The organism is Shimia sp. (assembly GCF_049116215.1).
In the GTDB taxonomy this organism is placed as follows: domain Bacteria; phylum Pseudomonadota; class Alphaproteobacteria; order Rhodobacterales; family Rhodobacteraceae; genus Shimia.
Genome location: NZ_JAGDZB010000001.1, coordinates 673,464 through 692,822 on the forward strand (window position 1 = coordinate 673,464; position 19,359 = coordinate 692,822).

The window sequence follows — 19,359 nt, forward strand, 5'->3', positions numbered from 1 at the left end:
TCTCTCTTCCCTTGCAGACCGTCTGTGCTGTCACGTTCTGCAATGCTCATCAGACAAAACCGCCGTGACCAAATCAGACAGCTGTTAAGATACAGTTCCAGAAGGCAGGCGCCACGTCAAATGCGCAAAGAAAAACCCCCGCCAATTTTCACCAGCGGGGGTCGTTTTTGTGTCTCTAATCCAACCTTATTCTGCTGGAACCGCTGTGCTTTCGTTGGTCAGAGGATGTGGGATATGCACCAGCATCTCTTTGGGGCAGACCTGCAGGAAGTTGGCTTTCTCAACATCCCAGTGTTGCAGGATATCACGGGCCTTCACAGAGCCGGTCTCGGCCACATGGCGCTCGATCATGCCTTTCAGCTGATCTTCCCAGTGCTGCACGGTCACCGGACATGTCACCAGTGTTTCCATGTTCATCACCCCTTCGGCCTTGCCTTCAGGATCATAAAGATAGGCCATACCACCGGTCATACCCGCACCAAAGTTGGCACCGATGTCACCCAGGATCACCGCCAGACCGCCGGTCATGTATTCACACCCGCAGGCGCCACAGCCCTCGATCACAACTTTCGCACCGGAGTTCCGCACCGCAAAACGCTCACCCGCGCGACCCGCTGCAAACAGGTAGCCGTCGGTGGCACCATACAGCACGGTGTTGCCGATAATGGTGTTGTCGGCTGCCGCCAGTGGGCTCGCCATCGGCGGACGCACCACAACGGTACCACCAGACAGACCTTTGCCGACGTAGTCGTTGGCATCGCCACTGACTTCGATCTTCAGACCCGGTGCTGCAAAGGCCCCCAACGACTGACCCGCAGAACCGGTCAGCTTGACGGTCAGGTGATCGTCCTGAAGCGCGTTGCGCATACCAAAGTTGCGCACGATGTGGCTCGAGGTGCGTGTGCCCACGGTCCGGTGCGTGTTCTGCACCGCATAGGACAGCTGCATCTTCTCGCCATCTTCCAGGAAGCGCGCCGCATCCCGGACAATTTCCGCATCCAGCGTGTCAGGCACGTAGTTGCGGTCTTTGTCGCGGTTGTAAACGATGTCATGCGCCCCATCGACAGTGATCAACAGCGGGTTCAGGTCCAGATCGTCAAGGTGAGCAGAGCCACGAGACACCTGCGCCAGCAGGTCCGCACGGCCAATCACCTCATCCAAGGACTTCGCACCGATAGAGGCGAGGATTTCCCGCACTTCCTGCGCATAGAAGGTGATCAGGTTCACCACTTTGTCCGCCGAACCCGTGTACTTCGCACGCAGGTCTTCGTCCTGTGTACACACGCCCACTGGGCAGGTGTTGGACTGACACTGACGTACCATGATACAGCCCATCGCGATCAGCGCGGCGGTACCAATACCGTACTCTTCCGCACCCATCATCGCAGCCATCACGATGTCACGGCCCGTGCGCAGACCACCATCAGTCCGCAGGGTCACCCGCTCACGCAGGTTGTTCATCGCGAGCACTTGGTGTGCCTCGGTCAGACCCATCTCCCATGGCAGACCACAGTATTTGATCGAGGTCGCAGGCGAGGCACCGGTACCACCATTGTGGCCGGAGATCAGGATGATGTCGGCTTTCGCCTTCGCCACACCGGCGGCAATTGTGCCAACGCCAGAAGACGCCACCAGCTTCACAGTCACCTTACAGCGCGGGTTGATCTGTTTCAGGTCATAGATCAGCTGCGCAAGGTCTTCGATCGAGTAGATGTCGTGGTGCGGCGGCGGTGAAATCAGGGTCACACCTTTGGTGGAGTGACGCAGACGTGCAATCAGGTCGGTGACCTTCATACCCGGCAACTGGCCGCCTTCACCGGGTTTCGCACCCTGTGCCACTTTGATTTCCAACTCTTCACACTGGTTCAGATATTCGGCAGTCACACCAAAACGACCGGACGCAACCTGCTTGATTTTCGCAGACGGATTGTCGCCGTTAGGTTCTGGCACAAAGTGTGCCGGATCTTCGCCGCCCTCACCGGAGTCAGACTTCGCGCCTATCCGGTTCATCGCCACGTTCAGGGTTTTATGCGCCTCAGGCGACAGCGCCCCAAGGGACATGCCCGGTGTCACAAAACGCTTACGGATCGCAGTGATGCTTTCCACTTCCTCAATCGGAATCGCCTCGCCCAGCGGCTTGATGTTCAGCAGGTCGCGCAGATGGATCGGCGGGTTGGCCTGCATCTTCGCGGAATACTGCTTCCACATCTCATAAGACGCCCGGTTACAGGCCGCCTGCATCATGTGCATGGTCTGCGCACCCCAAGCGTGGGTCTCGCCAGACTTCCGCGCTTTGTAGAAGCCACCAATCGGCAACACATCGGTGCCCGACTTGAAGCCCTTGGCGTGCACTTCTTCAACCTTGTGCTGAATGCCGCTGACACCAATGCCGGAAATCCGGCTGGTCATGCCTGGGAAGTACTCGGCACACATCGCACGGGACAGACCCACGGCTTCGAAGTTCAGACCACCGCGATAGGAGGAAATCACCGAAATCCCCATCTTCGCCATGATCTTCAGCAGACCTTGGTCAATCGCCTCACGATACCGCGCCATGTTCTCGGTCAGCGTGCCATCCGCCAAACCGCGTTCAATGCGATCCGCCAGCGTGTCTTCCGCCAGATAGGCGTTCACCACTGTGGCACCGGAGCCAATCAGCACGGCAAAGTAATGTGGGTCGATACATTCCGCCGAGCGCACGTTGAGCGACGAGAAGGTCCGCAGTCCCTTGCGTGTCAGATGGCTGTGCACCGCGCTGGTCGCCAGGATCATCGGCATCGCTACCTTATCCGCACCCTGTGCCTGATCGGTCAGCACAATGTGGCCCGCACCAGAGCGCACCGCATCTTCCGCTTCGGCGCGAATGCGCTCCAAACCAGCCTGCAACGCGCCATCAGAACCGCCCGCAGCATAGGTACAGTCGATGGTCACAACCGTATCATCAAACGCTTCCAGCATGCGCTCAAACTGAGCGTTTGCCACAAACGGGCTCTCCAGAACCGCAATCTCGGTCTGGCTGCCATCTTCGCTCAACACGTTCTTCAGATTGCCAAACCGCGTCTTCAGCGACATCACGCGGTATTCACGCAGCGAGTCGATCGGAGGGTTGGTCACCTGAGAGAAGTTCTGACGGAAGAAGTGGCTCAACGGGCGATACATCTTCGACAACACAGCGCTTGGCGTGTCATCGCCCATCGAGGCCAGAGCCTCTTTGCCATCCTCAGCCATCGGCGCAAGGATCTGCTCAACCTCTTCCATGGAATAGCCGGCCGCGATCTGACGCTGACGCAGCTCTTCGCCGGTGTAGGTCGCGGTTTCTTCCACGCTGGCCAGCTCGTCGCCAAGGTCGCGAATTTTGCCAACCCACTCACCAAACGGACGCGCACCCGCCAGCTTATCTTTGATCTCAGTGTCGTGGTAGAGCTTGCCCTCTTTCATATCCACGGCAAGCATCTGCCCCGGACCAAGCGCGCCTTTTTCCACCACAGAGGCTTCATCAATCGGCACCATGCCCGCTTCCGAACCCGCAATCAGCAGCCCGTCACCGGTCACAACGTACCGCATCGGGCGCAGACCGTTGCGGTCCAGACCCGCACACACCCAACGCCCGTCGGTCATTGCCAGCGCGGCAGGGCCATCCCATGGCTCCATCACAGAGTTGCAATAGGAATACATGTCCCGCCAGGACTGCGGCAATTCCACCGCCTGCTTGGACCACGACTCAGGCACCATCATGGTTTTGGCCATCGGCGCGGAACGACCCGCACGTACCAGCACCTCAAACACACCATCCAGCGCAGCGGAGTCAGACGCCCCACCCGGAATGATTGGTTTGATGTCTTCCGCAAAATCCCCAAACGACGCAGACGCCATGCGGATTTCGTGGCTCTTCATCCAGTTCAGGTTGCCTTTCAGCGTGTTGATCTCACCGTTGTGTGCCAACATGCGGAATGGCTGGGCCAGCCACCACTGCGGGAAAGTGTTGGTGGAATAGCGCTGGTGATAGAGCGCAAACGCCGATTCAAAGCGCTCGTCCAACAGGTCCGGATAGAACACCGCCACCTGTTCCGCCAGCATCATGCCTTTGTAGATGATCGAGCGGCAGGACAGCGAGGCAATATAAAGCTCGGTGATGTTGGCCGCCAAAGCCGCTTTCTCAATCCGGCGACGGATCACATAAAGCTCACGCTCAAACGTGTCCTCATCCACACCCTTGGAGTTGGAGATCAGGATCTGCTCAATTTCCGGACGGGTCGCGTTGGCTTTCTCACCCAGACAGGTCACATCCACCGGCACATGACGCCAGCCATAGATACGATAGCCCATCTTCAGGACTTCGGTTTCCACAATTGTCCGGCAGCTTTCCTGCGCGCCGTGATCCGTGCGTGGCAGGAACACCTGACCCACCGCAATCAGCTCGTCTTTGTTGGGCTCATGGCCGGTGCGCTCAATCTGGTCATAGAAGAAGCTCACAGGGATCTGCACGTGAATGCCCGCGCCGTCGCCGGTCTTACCGTCCGCATCCACCGCACCCCGGTGCCAAATCGCCTTCAGCGCGGTGATACCGGCCTCGACAACCTTGCGGCTTGGCTTGCCGTCCACGGACACCACAAGCCCAACGCCACAGGAGGAGTGCTCTTCGCTTTCCTCATAAAGGCCATTCTCGGCCATGAATGTACGTTTGGCTTCTTCAGCCCGGACCCAGTTTTCATCATATTTGGTCATTGACGGTCTCCTGTCCCAAAGGTGTGGGGTAGCTTGGTGCCGTTTGCTCCGCCTGTGGCAGGTCTTCTCTGCGCACCACGGTGAAATGGCCTTCCAACAATTTGCGCAACTGGCGCGTTTTTACGTCCATGGCCCGCTCCAATAGCGGACGCATGATGTCGAGTTTCTTCAACGCTTTCACCAGATCGTGGGACTCGCCCCGCAGGATGAAATGGTTGAAGGTTTTGGGCGCTTGCGGGAAGCGGGCCCAGTGAATGCGTTCTTCCGGCGTGTCGCCGTGCAATACGACATAGCGCGTGCCGTCTTGCGGCGCGGGCACCTGACGGAACCGATAAGTCGGAAAGCGGCGGCGCCACTTCTGCCAGCGGGTCTCTTCCGGCACCACTTTTGGATGCATAGAGAATTGCGGAGATAGCGCCACAACGGTGTCGACACGGGTCAGCGTCGGCAACACAAGCGCCATAAAGCCGCCCATGCTGTTGCCAATTGCAACCACCTCGTCAATGGCTTCGCGTGCCACCACCGTCTCTATCTCCTTCACAATCGCCTCGGGCAAATCCGGGCTGTTCATCCATGTTCTGGCCCGCTCTGTGACCAGGATTACGTGGTTCGCACCGCCCTGCGACGCGGTCCCCACAAATTCAAACGGCGGCATCTCGTTGGGCTTTGTGCCCACCCCGCCAAGCGTGACCACCAACCGATTGCCGGTGCCGCGCATGTAGGCCACCTCATGATCCTCGGTACCCAACAGAGGCTCCACAGGCAGCTGATCAGAGGACCCCTTATGTCTCAGCAACCGTATGCCCTTCCTGAAGCGCGCTCGCGCGGACGCCGGCCTTGGGATGGCGGCCCCAACCTGATGCCTTTGGCGACATCGAAGGGGCCTGTCCACGCAGGAAAGCGCCATTTTCCAAGGCAATCCGTTGCATCGCATCAAAATTCATGTTGCACAGGTGGTCCACCATCTGCCGCATGCTTGGCTTGGCACCGCCAATGCGTTGCCTCAGATCATGCTCCATGTCTGGAAAAAGCAAATGCTGGAGCCGGGGCGTGGTTGGACAAATCGCAGCATGCGCCGCATCCGCCCCCCGTAGCCCATGCAGAACAGTCAGATGGGTGTCGCTTTCAAAGGCACGCCATGGATTGGGCAATTGCGCCGTGTCGTCCAGCCAATCGCTCCAATCAGATTGCCGGCGATCAAAGGCGCGATAAGCCGGTCCCAAATCTATTTGCGGCGAAATCGCCAACAGCGCGTCAATCTTCACGTCACCGCAGAGATCCATCAGAATGGAGCCGCCGGCAGAGTTCCCTACGGCAAACACACGCGAAATGTTGTTGCTTTCGAAGTAGGCCTTGATGCCCTCCAACAGAAGCGATTTTGCACCCGGTGCGGACAGCCACCCCCACAAGAGATCTTGCACCACAAGCACATGGCGTTGTCCGTCTGCCCAAACATATTCAGCCAGAGGATAAGACACTTTAGGGTTGGTGTGCACTTTGGGGTTAAAGGATCGCAACAGGATCACAGCGGTATCAGATCGCCCAGGCAGTGCCGCCAGGCGCACGGCGGATGTCTCCACCAACTCTATTGGATTGGGCAACGCGCTTACGCCATCCATGTCATGCCCCCAAATCGCTGAATAAGGCGACGCACTGCGCCCGTGTCATTTCTTTGCGGCCTTCACCGGTAAACCCAAACGTGTCGGGCTTCTGGTCAATGAAGATTTCATTTTTCAGCGTGAACCCATTTGGATCGTCAAACAGCCCCACCGGAATCTCCGTGCCACCGGACCAGTCATTGTCTGCGGTCACGCGGTAAAACAGGTTGGTGCCACATTTGCTGCACCAAGCCCGCTCGGCCCAATCAGAGCTCTGAAACCGCGCGATGTGCTCCGCACCGTCCCACGTGATCGAGTCGGTGGGCACCGTGACGCCCATCAACGCGACGCCGGTCCAGCGACGACATTGCTCACAATGACAGATGCCCGCCTGCGCCGGTACTTTCTCGGACTCAAACCGCACCGCGCCACACAGGCATGCGCCGGTCTTGGTCGATGTGGTTCCAGTCGTCGTCATTGGGTCAACACCTCTGTCACGTTAACATTTGGCCGCTTTATTACGCACAGTCGCAAAACAGTCGTGATACCGACGCAATACCGGCGTCCCCTTTAGGAGCCAGAATTGCGCCAAGTAACACTTATTCCGCAGCAATTGCCGGGGTCGCGCCCAGCTTTTCGAGGATCGCATCGGCGCAATCACGGCCGTCTTTGATCGCCCAAACAACCAAGCTTGCGCCACGCACGATGTCGCCCACCGCGTAGACACCCTCTAGGTCAGTTGCGCCGGTGGTGAATTGCGCTTTCACAGTGCCCCAACGGGTCACTTCCAGCTCCGGCTGATCCCATAGGGTTGGCAGATCTTCCGGCTCAAAGCCCAGCGCCTTGATCACAAGGTCCGCGTCCTCAACATAATCCGCGCCTTCGATCACTTCAGGGCTCTGACGGCCAGATGCATCCGGCTGACCCAGACGCATCTTTTGCACCATCACGCCTTCAACAGTATCCCCGCCGGTGAAGCCTTTTGGCGCGGAAAGCCACACAAATTCAACGCCTTCTTCCTCGGCATTCTGTGTTTCACGCTGAGAGCCCGGCATGTTGGCTTTGTCACGGCGATACAGACATTTTACGCTCTCTGCACCCTGGCGGATCGCGGTACGAACACAGTCCATCGCGGTGTCACCGCCACCAATGACAACAACCTTTTTGCCTTCGGCATAAAGCTCACCACTCTCGATTTCTGGCACGGTGTCGCCAAAGTTCTCGCGGTTGGAGGCGGTCAAATAGTCAATCGCTTTTACGATGCCTTTTGCGCCTGCGCCCGGCCCGCCAAGGTCGCGGCTCTTATAGACGCCTGTCGCAATGATCACCGCCTCATGTGCGTCGCGGATCTCCTGGAAGGTGATGTCTTCACCCACGTTGCAGTTCAGTTTGAAGGTCACACCGCCATCTTCCAGCAGCTTGTTGCGGCGCATAACCACATCTTTTTCCAGCTTAAATCCTGGGATGCCATAGGTCAGCAATCCACCGGCGCGGTCATAGCGGTCATAGATGGTCACTTGCAAACCCGCGCGACGCAAACGGTCCGCCGCGGCCAAGCCACCTGGACCGGCACCAATGATACCAACGCTTTCGCTGCGTTCTTGCACGGGCGTGATGGCCTTCACCCAGCCTTTGTCCCAAGCGGTGTCGGTGATATATTTCTCAACCGAGCCAATGGTCACGGTGCCGTGGCCAGATTGTTCGATCACACAGTTGCCTTCACACAGTCGGTCTTGCGGGCAGATACGGCCACAGATTTCCGGGAACGTGTTGGTGGCTTGGCTGACAGCATAAGCTTCTTCCAGACGGCCGGTCGCGGTCAGGCGCAGCCAGTCGGGGATATTGTTGTGTAGGGGGCAGTGGCTCTGACAGTACGGCACGCCACACTGGCTACACCGACTCGCCTGCTCTTCTGCCTTCGCCTGAGCGAACTCCGCATAGATTTCGTCGAAATCTTCCTTGCGTACAGTGGCGCCACGCTTCTCCGGCATGTCGCGATCCACAGTCACAAATTTCAGCATAGGTTGCTTAGCCACGTCAGCTGCCTCCTGATTAAATCCAGTTCGCAGTGTTTAGATAATATTCACCGGATATAAAAGTCAATTATACTGACCTATATTTCAGTTTTTTGGCAAATCACGCACCACAATTGCAAAAAATGGATCATTTCTTGGTCCGATTCGGACCTATATTCTGTATTTCCCTTGAATCATTGAGCATTTATACGTGAGTCGCTCAATCAGGGATCCCACCGCAAATGGCACTTTTTCACATTTTTCTGGTGGCGATCCTCCAGGGTCTCACCGAGTTCCTGCCAGTCAGCTCCTCAGGGCACCTGATTCTACTGTCCAAAGTGACCCCTCTGCCGGACCAGGGACTCGCCATTGATGTCGCCGCACATGTCGGCACGCTGGGCGCAGTGATCCTCTACTTCTGGAGCGACACAAAGACCGCCTTCGCAGGATTGCCCCGCATGCTCACAGGCCGCGTCGACACGCCGGGAGCGCGGCTCGCCTTCCTGCTGAGCGTGGCAACCATCCCCGTCATCGTTGCGGGCTTCCTGCTTAAAATCACCGGCCTGAATGACGCCATGCGCTCGGTCGCCGTGATTGGCTGGGCCATGATCTTGTTTGGCATTTTACTGTGGTGGATGGACCAACGCGGTCCGCAAACCAAAACCGAGGGCGACTGGTTTCTCAAAGACGCCATTAAAATGGGCCTTTGGCAAGCGCTCGCGCTGATCCCCGGAACCTCACGCTCCGGTATCACCATCACCGGCGCCCGCCACCTCGGCTATACCCGCAAAGACGCCGCAAAACTGGCCATGCTGATGTCGGTCCCAACCATCATCGCCAGCGGCGCGCTTCTTTCACTGGATGTCATCAAAGAAGCCAACATGGATCTGGCAAAAGACGCCGCCATCGCCGCTGTCTTCTCCTTCTTTGCCGCCCTCCTGGCACTGGCACTCATGATGCGCCTGCTACGCTCCGTGAGCTTTACCCCCTATGTGATCTACCGCATTTTTTTGGGGGTGGCCCTACTCTTTATCGCTTACATCTGAGCACAAAAAAACGCCGCTGAAACAGCGGCGTTTTTCCGTATCTGTTGTGAAGATCGGCTTATGCCAGCGCCTTCACCCGTGCGGTCAGGCGGGACATTTTCCGCGCTGCGGTGTTCTTGTGGTAAACACCTTTGGTCACACCGCGCATCAGCTGAGGCTGAGCGGCACGCAGAGCTGCGGTTGCTGCGTCTTTGTCACCGGATTCGATCGCTTCTTCCACTTTGCGGATGAAAGTACGGATACGGGAACGACGGGCTTTGTTGACTTCGAGACGACGCTCGTTCTGACGGGCGCGTTTTTTTGCCTGGGGCGAATTTGCCATGATCTGAGACCTTTTGGTTCGGTACGGTTAAATGCGTGCTTCATCCCGAACGGGCTCTCTTCTTCAGAGAATCAGATCAAGCCTAGGCGGGCTGCACGCGCATGTATGGCGGCGGTGTATAGAGATTTTGCAGAGAAACGCAATCCCCCTCCGCCAATGCGTGCTTTCAAACGTCAGTCCCGCTGGTCAATCAATGCCCGGAACTCTTCCAGCCGCTTTTCAAGCGCCTCAAAGCGCGCGCCAGTGTCACCCTCTGCCCTTTCACGTTCCTTGAGCGCCAACACAAATTTCACCGTCTTCAAAACATCCCGCCACCGAGGATTGTCCGGCAACGTCTCTATCAACAAATACTTATCAAGCGTGCGAGTCTGCAAAGAGGTCTTATCAAGGTTCACCCGCCAAATACCGCTGGCCTCGGCAAAATCAATCTTGCTCTTCCCCGTCGCAGCTCCCCAGATCTCCAGAGAGTCCGACATCAACGCCACAATGGTTTCCCGATACCCATCCCCGACGGAACTGCCTTCCACGTCCTCTTCGCTTTGCGACATAAGAGACGGCAAAGACGTGTCCACAACATCTCGCAGAGAACTCACAAACTGCGCTTTTGGGGTTGGTCCCGGTGTGAACAGCGCGGCCCGCCCACCTCCGGCTTCCGGCAACATCGCAAACAGGCTGACCTGATGCGCCTGTCCACGCAGCATCACCTCGATGTGGATCGGCTCATCTTCAACTTCGGTTTGCTCCAACGCTGGCAGGATATCCTCTGGCAACACGTCTTTTAGCCGACTCTTATTCACGGTCACGGGCTTGTCCAAAACCGTCTGACCCGCCTCATTCGCATAGGTAATCAGGCCGCGCGCATTCACACAAATCAGACCGTCATCCAACGTATCAAGCAACTGCGCCATCCGCCGCTGAGACAAGCGCAAAGCATCCTCAATCTGAATCCGGCGCTCAATCTCTTCTTTGAGTTCGCGGTTCTCCGCGGCCGAGCTTCGGGCCCGGCTGGCCTCCAGCAGAGTGCGAATTCGACTGAGCAACTCGTCTTTGGCAAACGGCTTCACCACATAATCATTTGCGCCCGCGTCAAACCCGGCCAGCATGTCACTGGTGCGGCCGCGCGCTGTCAACAAAATAATGGGCAACTCATGCAGGCGGTGCCGCCGACGCAAATCCCGCGCCACATCCAGACCACTCAAACCGGTCATCATCACATCCAACACAATCAGGTCCGGCCGTTCCTCCGCGACACATCGCAACGCCTCCGACCCATTATGTGCCGTGATGACCCGATACCCCTGCGGCACCAGCAGATTTTGCAACACCTGCAAATTGATCGGCTCGTCATCCACCGCAAGGATCAAAGGCGACCCTTCCGGCGCAGCAGTGCCCACTTGCTCCATGTCCGGGCGCGGCACGGCGGCAGCAGCAAATTCGGCAGGCAAGAGGTCTTCTGGCAACGAAATTGGCGTATGGTCTGTCACTGGCAAAAGCACACGGAACTCCGCCCCGTCTCCCTGCGTGCTGGACACCTCGATACTGCCTGACATCAAATCCGCCAGGTGCCGCGCAATGGTCAGGCCGAGCCCGGTTCCGGTGGCTTGACCGGACCCATCCGGTGTCAATTGCTCCAGCGGGTGAAAAATGCGCTCCATACTGTCTTCCGCAATACCCGGCCCGTGATCACGGATGGACACAACCAACTGATCGTTACCGTCCACCAGCGCGGTAATTTCCACATCACTGCCGGCCCCGTATTTCACAGCATTGGACAGGAGGTTGAACAGAATTTGCTCAAACCGCACTGGGTCCGCGTATACTGCTGGCAAATCCTTCGGAAGATCGATGTGAAATTTGGCGAGATCCACTTGGAAGGTTGGCTGCAACAGCTGCACAACGCTGTGTATCGCTTGCGACACGTCGACCGGCTGCAGATCCAAGCGCATCCGCCCCTCACGAATGCGGTAAATATCCAGAAGATCATCCACCAAGCGCGACAAGCGCCGCGCGCTAAATGTAATCAACCGCAACTGGCTGGCCTGTGCGGGCAACATGTCCCCCATCGCGCCACCCTCAAGCGTTTCCAGAATGCCAATGATGCCGTTCAACGGTGTGCGCAGCTCATGGGAGGTATTGGCCAAAAACCGATCTTTCATGCGATCCGCTTCTTCCAATTCGGCATTCTTCTCACCGATCTCCCTTAGTTTCTCTTGAAGCTCATCATTTTTGTCCCGAATGAGATCAAGCTGATCGCGCAACGCACGCCGCATTTGGTTCACTGCCCGCGACAGGCGCGCATACTCCACCGGACGGTCATATTCCGGCAGTGCGTCGTTCAGGCTGCCTGTTGCAACCGCACTGGCCGCTTCTGACATGCGTCGTACCGGCCGCGTGATGGCGCTGGAAAAGACAAAAGACAAAAACGACAACCCAACCGCCGCCGCCGCGCCAATCACCAGCAGGGTCTCCCGCAACCGATCGCTGTTCTGAAACGCCGCATCCCTGCTGGTTTCGGCTACCACTGTCCATTGTGGAAACGGCTCTTCCAAAATGCGCCACGCCGACAGGGACGCGCCGCCAGACAACCCTGCCTCCAGGACCGCCACACCTTCCGAACTTGTCATTTGTTTCGGCATGCGCACCGGTTCACCGGCAACCGGCGCTCCGTTGGAGGCAATCACAATGTCACCGGAGGACAGGACAGACAGATCCGCTTCGCTCTCCGTCACCAACCCTTCAAGACTATTTGGAGGTATGCGCAGGATCATTGCCCCCTTATGACTTCCATGCAGCCGCACAGGGACAGCCAAATAAGCTGCGAGTTCGCCGGTGATGGCATCCACAGCAAAGTCCTGAAACACAGGACCAAATGCCTCACCAGACGTTACTTTGTAATAGGCCTGCCCCAACCCAATCACGCGTTGATTAAGCGGCCGCCCCAAATAGGCGTCCTTGTGAACGGAATAGACAACCTGCCCATGCCGATCTGCCAGGTAGAGATTGTCAAACTCGGCCTCCCGCAGGAAGTCCAGAAAGTCAGCATGAAACCGTCGATGCGTGTTGGAGTACTCCAGGGCCTCGCGCAACAACCGATCTTCTGTTTCACCATCAGATCGGCTGCCACTGGCACTATCCACACCAAATATATTGCGTAACTGCGCTCCAGCTTCCTCCGGAGTGCCATCCATCTGTCGGAGCGCATGGCTGAACCCGTAAAACTCCCCCACCGAGTAGCGCACATTGGCTGATTGCGCGAGGTTCTCTGCCTGCCGACTGGCATAGGTCATATACTGCGCGATCTCACTCGCCTTGGCATCCCGCGCAAAGGCAACCTTTTCAAAAGTTTCCGTTGTGATGGTTTGATTGACCAGCCGATAAAACACCAACCCGCCAAGTGCCAATGGCAACACAGACGCAAGCAGAAAGGTGACAAGCAGGCGCGCGCGAATTCCCTGTAGAGGCACAATAACTCCGAATTTTCTGGTTTTGCTGCGCGCGATCCTGCGGTCAGACACGACGCGAAACAAGGGGCGAAGTTATAATATGGCAAGAAATTTTTGGCACATAGAAATATCTAACACACTGAAAGAGAACGTTTTTTATCCTCTCCAAACATACCTACACACAGGTTTTGACGAAATTTCCGATTTTTCTGGTGCCATTCCCAGCGCTGCGAGGATTTCAATGCACGACATCCGTGGCGTTTGGTGAGGAGACCAAATGCAACCATGATTTGTATCATTGCCGCTCGAAACCGTGCGGCATCCGGCGGATAAACATGAGGCGGGACACCCCGCCCGCACAGGGAGAGACAAAATGAAATTTAAGGCTACCGCCGGGCTTTTGGCTTCGGTTGCCCTTTGGACAACCACCGCTCAAGCCGAAGAAACCGTACTGACCGCTCTGCCGGATCAAGTCACGGCATGGGTGGAAAACTTCAACCCATTTAACCAGACCACAGCAGCCCCCTCCGTCATGCATTTCATGTATGAGCCGCTGATCATCTTCAACGCATTGGACGGCGGCAAGCCAATCTTCCGTCTGGCAACCGCATTTGACTACGCCGACGACCTCGGCTCGATCACGGTGACCCTGCGCGACGGCGTGCAATGGTCCGATGGCGAAGCCTTCACCGCAGACGACGTGATAAAATCCTTTGACCTCGCACTGGGCAATCCGGCTCTGGACAGCGTGGGTATGGCCCAGATGTTGTCTGGCGTCGAAAAAATTGACGACAAAACCGTACGCTTCAATCTTGCCACGCCTTCCAGCCAGGCGATGTACCAAATCGTGCGTGTGCCAATTGTGCCTGAGCACGTCTGGAGCGGCGTTGATGATCCTGTGACTTTCACCAACCCAAATCCGGTTGGCTCCGGTCCGCTGACCGAAATCCGCCGTTTTACCCCGCAGGAATACACTCAGTGTCGCAACGACAACTACTGGGATGCCGACAGCCTGAAAGTGGACTGCATGCGTTTCCCGCAGATCGCCAACAACGATCAGGCACTGGCCGCTGCCGCCAATGGCGAATTGGACTGGATGGGCTCCTTTCTGCCTGACATTGACAACACGTTTGTCGCCAAAGACCCGGAGCACCACAGCTACTGGCTGCCAGGCGGCTCGCTTGTGGCCTTCTATATGAACTTCGAAGCGCCTGAGGCCGGTGACAAAGCCGCGTTCAACGACGTGAACTTCCGCCGCGCTGTCTCCATGGCGTTTGATCGCGAAGCCATGGTGGAAATTGCCGGTTACGGCTACCCGACCATCAACCAGTACCCCTCCGGTTTGGGCCGTGCCTTCCACGCATGGAACAACGATGGGGTGGATGAGAAGTTTGGTGCCTTCACGCAATACGACATCGAAGCAGCCAAGGCGCTTCTGGCCGAAGCTGGCTTTAAAGACATCGACGGCGACGGTTTTGTCGAATCCCCTGATGGCGAACAAATCGACCTTGAAGTCATCGTGCCAAATGGCTGGACCGATTGGGTCAACAGCTGTCAGATCGCCGTCGAAGGCCTGAACGCAGCGGGTATCAAGGCCAATGTTTCCACACCTGAAGCCGCAGTATGGACTGAGAAGCTCATCACCGGTGAGTACGACATGGCCATCAACTCGGTGCGTGTGGGTGCAACCCCGTTCAACCAATATCTAGACTCGCTGCACACAAACAACCAAGCCAAATCCCGCTTTGCAGCCTCGCGTTACTACAATGAAGAGTTGAGTGGCCTTCTGGATAAGTTCACTCAGACAAGCGACACCGAAAAGCAGATGGAAATCATGGCTGAGGTACAGGAAATCATCGGGGAAGAGATGCCGCTTGCGTATGTCTTCAACAACCCGCGCTGGTATCAGTACAACACCAAGCGTTTCACCGGCTTCTTTAACGCAGACAACCCGGTGGCCAACCCGGTGGTTCACAAGACCAACCCGGCCCGTTTGGTCCACCTGCTGAACCTGCGTCCAGCCAACTAAATCTCCCAACCTTTGGGGCCGCTCATCTGATGGGTGGCCTCACTTTTGGTACAACTCCTCCCTCCCGACAGATGGTTTGACCTGATGCGTTTTCTACTGAAGCGGCTCGGCTTCTACGGCGTGGCCTTTCTTGTGGCTGCGACCTTTAATTTCATGATCCCCCGCTTATTGCCCGGCAACCCGGCCGACATCATGCTGGCCAACTCCGGCGGCATGATTGCCCCCGAGGCCCGCGACGCGCTGATGGCAACCTTTGGCTTTATCGACGCCCCTCTGCATGAACAGTATTTTGCCTACCTCGGCTCGATCTTCACCTGGGACTTCGGCCTGTCGATCAAGTTTTACCCAATGCCGGTGGCAGATGTGCTGATGCAAGCCCTGCCCTGGACCCTGTTCCTCACCGGCTCTACCCTTTTAATTTCGTTTTCTATCGGCACGCTTTTGGGCATTCTCGCTGCCTGGCGTCGCGGACAGCTGACGGACGTGATCGCCTCGCCAACCGCACTGGCCCTGCAATCCGTGCCAGCGGTTGTTGTGGCGCTGTGTGGCCTCTACTTTCTTGCGGTGCAAAACCGCGTCTTCCCAACCTCCTACGCCTTCAATCCAAGTCTGGACCCGGCCTGGAGCTGGGAGTTCATTTCTTCGGTTTTATACCACGGCTTCCTGCCGGTCGTGACGCTGAGCGTCGTGTTAATTGGGGGCTACCTGATCACCATGCGCAACAACATGATTGGCCAGCTTGGCGAAGACTATCTTGCCATGGCCGAAGCCAAAGGATTGAGCGATGCCCGCGTGCGCTACGCCTATGCCGCCCGCAACGCGCTCCTGCCCTCTGTGACTGCTCTCGCACTCAGCTTCGGCGCCCTGTTTGGCGGCTCGCTGATCACCGAAGTGGTGTTCAACTATCCCGGCGTTGGCAACCTCCTATACCTTGGCATTGTTGGGCGTGATTTCCCGCTGATCCAAGGCCAGTTGCTCATCATGACACTTGCCATGCTGCTCGCGAACTTCGCGGTAGATCTGGCCTATGTCTTCCTTGATCCCCGATTGAAGAGGGCCTGATGTCTGATCTTCTCCGAACTTTCCTGCGCAACCGCAAAGCCGCCATCGGCCTGACCATCGTGTTGATCTACGTGGCGATTGCGATCTTTGCGCCCCTCATCGCGCCGTTTGACCCTGTAGCCCGCGTTGGCCGCCCGCATCAGGCACCGTCAGCTGAACATTGGCTCGGCACCACCCGCATGGGTCGTGATGTGTTTAGCCAGCTGATCTGGGGCACCCGGACTTCACTGATGGTGGGCATCATTGCCGGCCTGATAGTCACCGCCATTGGCACCACCATCGGCATTACCGCTGCCTATTTTGGGGGGTGGGTTGATGATGTCCTGAACTTCCTGACTAACGTCGTGCTAGTCCTGCCGCAACTGCCTCTGCTGCTGGTTCTGGCCGCGTTCCTTGGTCAAGTTGGTCCCTGGGCCATTGCCCTGATCATCGGTCTGACCTCCTGGGCCTGGGGCGCACGCGTCACCCGCGCGCAGGCCATGTCCCTGAAAACCCGCGATTTCATTCAGGCGTCTGCAATGATTGGGGAGCCAAACTGGCGCATGATCCTTGTGGAAATGCTGCCCAACCTGCTGTCGATCATTGGTTTCAACTTCATTGGCTCCGTGATCTTCACCATCATCACTGAAGCTACGCTGGAATTCCTTGGACTAGGCAGCCCGCTCGCCACCTCTTGGGGCACCATGCTTTATAACGCGCAAACCGCCTCCGCCATTATGGTGGGCGCCTGGTGGGAAGTGCTGGCGCCCTGTGCCGCAATTGTCCTGATCGGTATTGGTCTGTCGCTGATGAACTTTGGTGTCGATGAAATTGCCAACCCGCGTATGCGCACCCTTGGCAATGTCGCCAAAGCCCTGCGCATTGAGAAACGCCTGACCCGTCAGCGCATGCAGGAGGCCAACCAATGAGCGCCCTTCTTTCCGTCAAAGACCTGCGCATTGACTATCTGACCAGCGGGGAACCTTTCACTGCGGTGCGCGACATCTCTTTTGAGATTCAGCCCAATGAAATCCTTGGCCTCGCCGGGGAGTCAGGCTGCGGCAAAAGCACGGTGGCTTACGCCCTCATGCGTCTGCACAAACCGCCCGCGTTGGTGCGCAACGGCCACATCCTGTTTGAAGGCCACGACGTGCTCTCCTTTGGGGACAAAGAGCTGCGCGCGTGGCGCTGGTCGGAGGTCTCCATGGTGTTTCAAAGCGCAATGAATTCGCTCAGCCCGGTGATGACCATCTTCCGGCAGTTCTATGACATGCTGTGCGCCCATGGCACGGTGACCAAGGCACAGGCACAAGAGCGCACCGCAGAAATGCTAGAAATGGTCGGCATCCCTGCCGACCGTATGCACGCCCACCCACACCAACTCTCCGGTGGTATGCGTCAGCGGGTCGCGCTGGCCTTGGCCCTCACGCTCAAACCCAAGCTGATCATCATGGACGAACCCACCACCGCGCTCGATGTGGTGGTGCAGCGTGAAATCCTGCAAGAGGTGCTGCGTCTCAAGCACGAACTCGGCTTTTCCGTGCTGTTCATCACCCACGACATTGCCTTGATGGCCCAGATTTCGGACCGCATCGGCATCATGCGGGAAGGCAAGATTGTCGAAATAGGCACCGCCTCGCAAATCGTGACTGCACCAGAACATGACTACACCCGCAGCCTATGGGACGCGATGCCGCTCCTCGCCCAGCGCCCGGAAGGATTGTCCCATGCCGTCTGACACCCCAATCCTCAGCCTCGACAATCTGAGCAAAACTTTCACCGTCCGCCCAGTCTTCGGCCGCGCCTCGGTGGTTGACGCACTGCGCAATGTGTCACTCGACCTCCTGCCGGGCCGCGCCCTGGCATTGGTCGGCGAAAGTGGCTCCGGCAAAAGCACCGTTGGCAAGATGATCGTCGGGGTGCACAGCCCCAGCGCAGGCCGCATCCTGTTTGAAGGTCAGGACATCGCCGCGATGACATCCAAGGCAGACCAAATGCGCTATCGCCAAGCGGTGCAAATGGTCTTCCAAGACCCGTTCTCCGCGCTTAACCCGGCCCACACCATCCGCCACCACCTGCTGCGCGCATTGGCTTTGCATCAGCCAGAGGCCAACCCAGACGCCGCACTGCGGTCTATTCTGGAAGACGTGGAGCTGGATCCGGTGTCCACCCCGGACAAATTTCCACATGAACTTTCCGGCGGTCAACGTCAGCGCGTGAATTTCGCACGCGCCTTGGCGGTGAAGGCGAGGTTGATTGTGGCGGATGAACCAACCTCGATGCTGGATGTATCGATCCGAAAATCGGTTCTTGGTTTGATGCAACGCCTGAAATCCGAACACGGTCTCTCAATCCTCTACATCACTCACGACATCGCCACAGCCGAATATCTGGCTGAGGACACCGCCGTGATGTTCCGGGGGCAGGTGGTCGAAAAAGGCCCTACTTCAGAAGTTGTTGGCAACCCACAGCATGGCTACACCAAGCTGTTGCGGGCGGCCGTGCCTGATCCAGCCTTGCGCCTGACGGGGAGTGACGCCGGGTTTGCCGCCGAAGCCAAACGCGTGCGGGAAACAAGTGCCAACACTGTAACCGCTTTTTGCGAAATCAGCACGGGCCACATGATCGCAGAACACATGGAGCTGGCAAATGCCTGACCTTCTGGTGCCACTCTACAGTCTGCCGCCGGAGCCTCCTCTACCCGAAGGGATCACCTTGCGGCCAGCTCTTCCATTTGAATCCCATGTGCTTCTGGCCTTTGTCACCCAACATTTCAGCGCCAAGTGGGTCGATGAATGCACGGTGGCTTTGGCCGCAAGGCCCGCGCGGGTGCTGATCGCAACCGAAGGCAAAACGCTCCTTGGCTTTGCCTGCTACGACGTTACCTGCCGAGGCTTTTTTGGCCCTACCGGCGTGGCGCCTGAAGCACGCGGCAAAGGCATCGGCAAAGCGCTCCTGCTGGCCGCACTCCACCGCCTGCACGCCGATGGCTTTGCCTATGGTGTGATTGGTCAGGCCGGACCGGTTGAATTCTACAAACAAACTTGCGGTACCGTTGAGATCCCCGGCTCCGAACAAGGCGTCTTTGCCAACGCTCTTGCATGACCTCTTTTGACACTGTCTTAGTCATCCAACCAACA

Annotated in this window: 14 protein-coding genes; 7 read left to right on the top strand and 7 right to left on the bottom strand. The window is 57.5% G+C overall.

All coding sequences use genetic code 11. The features are described 5' to 3' along the window. Window positions 1–186 precede the first annotated feature (186 nt). The 5 genes from gltB to JXR15_RS03245 all read right to left on the bottom strand — a co-directional run bounded on the left by gltB (window position 187) and on the right by JXR15_RS03245 (window position 8,359). Window positions 187–4,725: a glutamate synthase large subunit gene (gltB, locus tag JXR15_RS03225; protein WP_422051793.1), complete on the bottom strand. Its 4,539-nt coding sequence runs from the start codon at window positions 4,723–4,725 to the stop codon at window positions 187–189. After that, window positions 4,712–5,473 (bottom strand): alpha/beta hydrolase, encoded by a 762-nt coding sequence (locus JXR15_RS03230; protein WP_422051794.1) that lies wholly within the window; start codon window positions 5,471–5,473, stop codon window positions 4,712–4,714. Before JXR15_RS03230 ends, gltB begins: the two co-directional genes overlap by 14 nt. A 34-nt stretch (window positions 5,474–5,507) precedes the next feature. Beyond that, window positions 5,508–6,344 (bottom strand): hypothetical protein, encoded by an 837-nt coding sequence (locus tag JXR15_RS03235; RefSeq protein ID WP_422051795.1) that lies wholly within the window; start codon window positions 6,342–6,344, stop codon window positions 5,508–5,510. Window position 6,345: 1 nt separating this feature from the next. Next, the gene (locus JXR15_RS03240) at window positions 6,346–6,801 is read right to left on the bottom strand and encodes a GFA family protein (protein WP_422051796.1); all 456 of its coding nucleotides are present in this window, start codon (window positions 6,799–6,801) and stop codon (window positions 6,346–6,348) included. 121 nt (window positions 6,802–6,922) lie between these two features. Further along, window positions 6,923–8,359 (bottom strand): NAD(P)-dependent oxidoreductase, encoded by a 1,437-nt coding sequence (locus JXR15_RS03245; RefSeq protein ID WP_299422701.1) that lies wholly within the window; start codon window positions 8,357–8,359, stop codon window positions 6,923–6,925. A 221-nt stretch (window positions 8,360–8,580) separates the two neighbouring features. On the opposite strand from JXR15_RS03245, the gene JXR15_RS03250 reads away from it, so the two are divergent. After that, entirely contained in the window at window positions 8,581–9,384 is an 804-nt protein-coding gene (locus JXR15_RS03250; protein WP_422051797.1) for an undecaprenyl-diphosphate phosphatase, read from the top strand. A gap of 58 nt (window positions 9,385–9,442) precedes the next feature. On the opposite strand, the gene rpsT is transcribed toward JXR15_RS03250, so the two are convergent. Both rpsT and JXR15_RS03260 read right to left on the bottom strand, forming a co-directional pair. After that, a complete protein-coding gene (rpsT, locus tag JXR15_RS03255; protein WP_299422696.1) occupies window positions 9,443–9,706 on the bottom strand; it encodes a 30S ribosomal protein S20 in 264 nt (87 codons plus the stop codon). Window positions 9,707–9,879: 173 nt separating this feature from the next. After that, window positions 9,880–13,170, bottom strand: coding sequence for a response regulator (locus JXR15_RS03260; RefSeq protein ID WP_422051798.1), 3,291 nt, complete (start codon window positions 13,168–13,170; stop codon window positions 9,880–9,882). Between the two features lie 352 nt (window positions 13,171–13,522). On the opposite strand from JXR15_RS03260, the gene JXR15_RS03265 reads away from it, so the two are divergent. From JXR15_RS03265 to JXR15_RS03290, 6 genes are all read left to right on the top strand, one after another. Further along, complete coding sequence (locus JXR15_RS03265) at window positions 13,523–15,178, top strand: ABC transporter substrate-binding protein (protein WP_422051799.1); 1,656 nt, start codon at window positions 13,523–13,525, stop codon at window positions 15,176–15,178. Between the two features lie 84 nt (window positions 15,179–15,262). Next, window positions 15,263–16,240 (top strand): ABC transporter permease, encoded by a 978-nt coding sequence (locus tag JXR15_RS03270; protein ID WP_422051800.1) that lies wholly within the window; start codon window positions 15,263–15,265, stop codon window positions 16,238–16,240. Continuing rightward, the gene (locus JXR15_RS03275; RefSeq protein ID WP_422051801.1) at window positions 16,240–17,148 is read left to right on the top strand and encodes an ABC transporter permease; all 909 of its coding nucleotides are present in this window, start codon (window positions 16,240–16,242) and stop codon (window positions 17,146–17,148) included. Before JXR15_RS03270 ends, JXR15_RS03275 begins: the two co-directional genes overlap by 1 nt. Continuing rightward, window positions 17,145–17,957 carry an ABC transporter ATP-binding protein gene (locus JXR15_RS03280; RefSeq protein ID WP_422051802.1) on the top strand — a complete coding sequence of 271 codons (813 nt, stop codon included), beginning with the start codon at window positions 17,145–17,147 and terminating at the stop codon, window positions 17,955–17,957. Before JXR15_RS03275 ends, JXR15_RS03280 begins: the two co-directional genes overlap by 4 nt. Beyond that, window positions 17,947–18,876 carry an ABC transporter ATP-binding protein gene (locus JXR15_RS03285; RefSeq protein ID WP_422051803.1) on the top strand — a complete coding sequence of 310 codons (930 nt, stop codon included), beginning with the start codon at window positions 17,947–17,949 and terminating at the stop codon, window positions 18,874–18,876. Before JXR15_RS03280 ends, JXR15_RS03285 begins: the two co-directional genes overlap by 11 nt. Continuing rightward, the gene (locus tag JXR15_RS03290; RefSeq protein ID WP_422051804.1) at window positions 18,869–19,324 is read left to right on the top strand and encodes a GNAT family N-acetyltransferase; all 456 of its coding nucleotides are present in this window, start codon (window positions 18,869–18,871) and stop codon (window positions 19,322–19,324) included. The genes JXR15_RS03285 and JXR15_RS03290 overlap by 8 nt, the downstream gene beginning before the upstream one ends. The last annotated feature ends 35 nt before the right edge of the window (window positions 19,325–19,359 follow it).

What these genes read in the sequence shown, in the direction of transcription:
- gltB (WP_422051793.1), bottom strand. Translation starts at nt 4,725, where the DNA reads ATGACCAAATATGATGAAAACTGGGTCCGGGCTGAAGAAGCCAAACGT.
- JXR15_RS03235 (WP_422051795.1), bottom strand. Translation starts at nt 6,344, where the DNA reads ATGGATGGCGTAAGCGCGTTGCCCAATCCAATAGAGTTGGTGGAGACA.
- JXR15_RS03240 (WP_422051796.1), bottom strand. Translation starts at nt 6,801, where the DNA reads ATGACGACGACTGGAACCACATCGACCAAGACCGGCGCATGCCTGTGT.
- JXR15_RS03250 (WP_422051797.1), top strand. Translation starts at nt 8,581, where the DNA reads ATGGCACTTTTTCACATTTTTCTGGTGGCGATCCTCCAGGGTCTCACC.
- rpsT (WP_299422696.1), bottom strand. Translation starts at nt 9,706, where the DNA reads ATGGCAAATTCGCCCCAGGCAAAAAAACGCGCCCGTCAGAACGAGCGT.
- JXR15_RS03265 (WP_422051799.1), top strand. Translation starts at nt 13,523, where the DNA reads ATGAAATTTAAGGCTACCGCCGGGCTTTTGGCTTCGGTTGCCCTTTGG.
- JXR15_RS03270 (WP_422051800.1), top strand. Translation starts at nt 15,263, where the DNA reads ATGCGTTTTCTACTGAAGCGGCTCGGCTTCTACGGCGTGGCCTTTCTT.
- JXR15_RS03275 (WP_422051801.1), top strand. Translation starts at nt 16,240, where the DNA reads ATGTCTGATCTTCTCCGAACTTTCCTGCGCAACCGCAAAGCCGCCATC.
- JXR15_RS03280 (WP_422051802.1), top strand. Translation starts at nt 17,145, where the DNA reads ATGAGCGCCCTTCTTTCCGTCAAAGACCTGCGCATTGACTATCTGACC.
- JXR15_RS03285 (WP_422051803.1), top strand. Translation starts at nt 17,947, where the DNA reads ATGCCGTCTGACACCCCAATCCTCAGCCTCGACAATCTGAGCAAAACT.
- JXR15_RS03290 (WP_422051804.1), top strand. Translation starts at nt 18,869, where the DNA reads ATGCCTGACCTTCTGGTGCCACTCTACAGTCTGCCGCCGGAGCCTCCT.